This is a genomic window from Actinomadura sp. KC216, assembly GCF_004348535.1.
GTDB lineage: Bacteria > Actinomycetota > Actinomycetes > Streptosporangiales > Streptosporangiaceae > Spirillospora.
On sequence record NZ_SMJX01000512.1, the window covers coordinates 1 to 3909 of the forward strand.

Here is a 3909-nt window from a genome sequence, read left to right on the forward strand (position 1 = left end):
CTCCTCACCCTCGTCTGGAAGGAACCGGCGTTCTTCCTCGCCCACCCGAAGGCGATCGCCGCGTTCGGCCGCGAGTGCAGCGCCTGCGGCGTCTACCCCGACAGCGTCGACGTCGGCGGCAACAAGGTGCCCGCGTGGCGCGGCGTGCCGATCTTCCCCTGCAACAAGATCCCGATCAGCCGGACGCGCACCAGCTCGATCCTGCTGATGCGCACCGGCGAGGAGCGGCAGGGCGTCATCGGCCTGCACCAGACCGGCCTGCCCGACGAGTACCAGCCGGGCCTGTCCGTCCGGTACATGGGCATCGACGAGAAGGCGCTGCTGTCCTACCTGGTCAGCGCCTACTACTCGGCCGCCGTCCTGGTGCCCGACGCGCTCGGCATGCTGGAGTCCGTCGAGATCGCCCACGGCGGTGCCGCGTCGTGACCGAGACGCCCCCCGCGACAGCAGGATCCGCGACGGAGGCCGCCGCCGGCGAGCGGCAACTGGCCCTCAGCACCAGGGCCGCACGCAACCTTGCGACGACGACCAAGTCCGTCCCGCAGATGCAGGGCATCACCCCGCGGTGGCTGCTGCGGCAGCTGCCGTGGGTGCGGGCCGACGCCGGCACCTACCGGGTGAACCGGCGGCTCACCTACCAGCTCGGCGACGGGCTGGTCACGTTCGTGAACGACGGCGCCGCGATCAGGGTGATCCCGCCGGAGCTGACCGAGCTGCCCCCGCTGCGCGGCTTCGCCGACACCGCGCTGCTGGACGGCATCGCCGGACGGTTCGTCCAGCACGAGTACGCGCCCGGCGAGACGATCGCGGAGGCGGGCCGCCCCGCCGACTCCGTCCATCTCATCGCGCACGGCAAGGTCCAGGTGACCGCGCCGGGGGAGTACGACGCCGAGACGCAGGTCGACATCCTCGACGGCGGCCGGTTCTTCGGCGACCGCGCCCTCCTCGGCGCGGGCGACGGGCCGGACGGCGCGGCGGCCGAGACCTGGCCGCACACCTACCGCGCGCTCACGCCCGTGATCGTCCTCAGCCTCTCGCCGGAGACGATCGCCGAGCTGACCGAGCGGTACGACGCGCTGCGCGCCCACCTGGAGGAGTACCGGAACGCGCCCGTCCCGCCGCAGACCAGGCACGGCGAGGCGGCGATCGACCTGGCGTCCGGGCACGACGGCGAACCGATGCTGCCCGGCACGTTCGTCGACTACGAGGCGTCGCCGCGCGAGTACGAGATGAGCGTCACGCAGACGCTGCTGCGCGTCCACACCCGCGTCGCCGACCTCTACAACGGCCCCATGGACCAGGTCGAGCAGCAGCTCAGGCTCACCATCGAGGAGGTCAGGGAGCGCCAGGAACACGAGCTCATCAACAACCGCGACTTCGGGCTCCTGCACAACGCCGACCTGCGGCACCGCATCCAGACCCGCGGCGGTCCCCCGACCCCCGCCGACATGGACGAGCTGCTCGCCCGGCGCCGCAAGACGCGGTTCTTCCTCGCCCACCCGAAGACGATCGCCGCGTTCGGCCGCGAATGCACCCGCGCCGGCATCTACCCGGCGAGCGTCGTGGTGGACGGGCACCGCGCGCACGCCTGGCGCGGCGTCCCGATCTTCCCCTGCGACAAGATCCCCATCAGCCGGGCCGGGACGACCTCGGTGCTCGCGCTGCGCACCGGCGAGGACGACCAGGGCGTCATCGGGCTGCGGCGCACCGGGATACCGAACGAGGTCCGCCCCGGCCTGTCGGTCCGGTTCACCGGGATCGACGACAAGGCGATCATGACGTACCTGGTCAGCGCCTACTACTCGGCGGCCGTGCTGGTCCCCGACGCGCTGGGCGTGCTGGAGAACGTGGAGATCGCCCGCTAGCGCACCCGCCATGACACCACACCCCGCCATGAAGGCCAGGACGAGAGGGGACGACGACATGCCCGTCTGGGGAGACGACCCGGCGGTCCTCCGCTGCGACCACCGTCCACCGGTGGACGACCCCGAGACGGGCGCACCAGAGACGGTCGACGTCGACCAGGGACCGGGCGGCGACTCCGCGCAGAGCGGGGGCGCCGCCCGGTCGGCGGCGGAGATCCTCGCCTGGAGCCGCCGCCTCCTCGACCCGGCCCTGCGGGACGCGGTCGAGACCCTGCCGGAGGCGATGCGCGGCATCGCCGCCTACCACCTCGGCTGGCAGGACGAGCGGGGCCACCGACTCGACGGCGCGTCGGGCAAGGCGATCCGTCCCGCGCTGGTGCTGCTGACGGCGCGGGCGGTCGGCGGGACGGCCGCCGCCGCGGTGCCCGCCGCCGTCGCCGTCGAGCTGGCGCACAACTTCTCGCTCCTGCACGACGACGTGATGGACGGCGACCTCACCCGCAGGCACCGCCCGACCGCCTGGACCGTGTTCGGCACCGGCCCCGCCGTCCTGGCCGGGGACGCCCTGCTCGCCGCCGCGTTCGAGGCCCTCGCGAACGCGGACGTCCCGGCGACCGTCCCGCGCGGCGTCCGGACGCTCGGCCGGGCTGTCATCGAGCTGGTCGAGGGCCAGAGCGCCGACCTCGCGTTCGAGGAGCGCGGCGACGTCACCCTCGACGAGTGCGTCGCGATGGCGAACCGCAAGACCGGCGCGCTGCTCGGCGCCGCGTGCGCGCTCGGCTCCGAGCACGGCGGCGGAACCACCGCGCAGACCGCCCGCCTGCGCGCGTTCGGTGAACGGCTCGGCCTGGCCTTCCAGCTGGCCGACGACCTGCTCGGCATCTGGGGCGATCCGGCCGTCACCGGCAAGCCCGTCCACTCCGACCTCCGCACCCGCAAGAAGTCGCTGCCCGTCGTGGCCGCGCTCACCTCCGCCACCCCCGCCGCGCACGAGCTGGCCGCGCTCTACCTGCGCGACGAGCCCCTCACCGGCGACGACGCGTCCCAGGCCGCCGAGCTGATCGACGCGGCGGGCGGCCGTGCCTGGACCGTCGCCCGCGCCGACGCCGTCCTCGCCGCCGCGCTCCGCGAGCTGGACGCCGCCGCCCCCGACCCCGTCACCGCCGCCGAACTCCGCACCCTCGCCGCCCTCATCGCGCACCGCGATCGATAGGGCACGCCCTACACTGCTTGGCGTGCCGCCCCTAGAACCCGACGATCCACGACAACTCGGCGCCTACCGGCTCACCGCCCGGCTCGGGCAGGGCGGCCAGGGCGTCGTGTACCTCGGCCACGCCGGGGACGGCACCAAGGTCGCGGTGAAGGTGTTCCACGCGCAGCTCACCGCCGACTTCGGCACCCTCGACACGTTCGCGCGCGAGATGGACGCGGCCAAGCAGGTCGCGCGGTTCTGCACCGCGCAGGTCCTCGACTCCGGCACGTTCGGCGACCGCCGCTACATCGTCACCGAGTACGTCGACGGGCCGCCGCTCAGCCGCGTCGTCGCCGAGCGGGGCCCGCGCTCCGGCGCCGCCCTCGACCGGCTCGCGGTCGCGACCGCCACGGCCCTCGTCGCCCTGCACGACGCGGGCATCGTGCACCGCGACCTCAACCCGCACAACGTGCTGATCGGCGCGGACGGCCCGCGCGTCATCGACTTCGGCATCTCCCGCGCGCTGTCCGGCGCGCAGACGATGGTCAGCCGCGCGATCGGGACGCCCGCGTACATGGCGCCCGAGCAGCTCCAGCCCGGCGAGCTCGGCCCCGGCGCGGACGTGTTCGCGTGGGCGTCGACGATGGCGTTCGCGGCGACCGGGCGCCCGCCGTTCGGCAACGAGTCCATCCCGATCGTCTTCAACCGCATCGCGCACGGCGAACCGAACCTCGACGGCATCGAGGAGCCGCTCCGCGGCCTGCTCGCCGAGTGCTTCGCGAAGGACCCGGCGCACCGCCCGTCCGCGCAGGACATCCTCGACCGCCTCGTCCGCCGCACGAGCCGCGCTCC

At 74.0% G+C, this 3909-nt stretch carries 3 protein-coding genes and 1 pseudogene; all 4 read left to right on the forward strand.

Features of this window, described 5'->3' with window-relative positions; genetic code table 11:
- A pseudogene (locus E1264_RS41185) lies at positions 1-426 on the forward strand (Crp/Fnr family transcriptional regulator); the annotation flags it as partial.
- Entirely contained in the window at positions 423-1865 is a 1443-nt protein-coding gene (locus E1264_RS41190) for a family 2B encapsulin nanocompartment shell protein (RefSeq protein ID WP_165964653.1), read from the forward strand. The pseudogene E1264_RS41185 and the gene E1264_RS41190, both read left to right, overlap by 4 nt.
- Before the next feature lie 10 nt (positions 1866-1875).
- Positions 1876-3078 (forward strand): family 2 encapsulin nanocompartment cargo protein polyprenyl transferase, encoded by a 1203-nt coding sequence (locus E1264_RS41195; protein ID WP_243711488.1) that lies wholly within the window; start codon positions 1876-1878, stop codon positions 3076-3078.
- Between the two features lie 22 nt (positions 3079-3100).
- On the forward strand, positions 3101-3909 hold an 809-nt coding region (locus E1264_RS41200), incomplete at its 3' end, for a serine/threonine-protein kinase (RefSeq protein ID WP_132182781.1).

Excerpts from the sequence above, each read along its gene's own strand:
- E1264_RS41195 (WP_243711488.1), top strand. The coding sequence starts at position 1,876 with ATGACACCACACCCCGCCATGAAGGCCAGGACGAGAGGGGACGACGAC.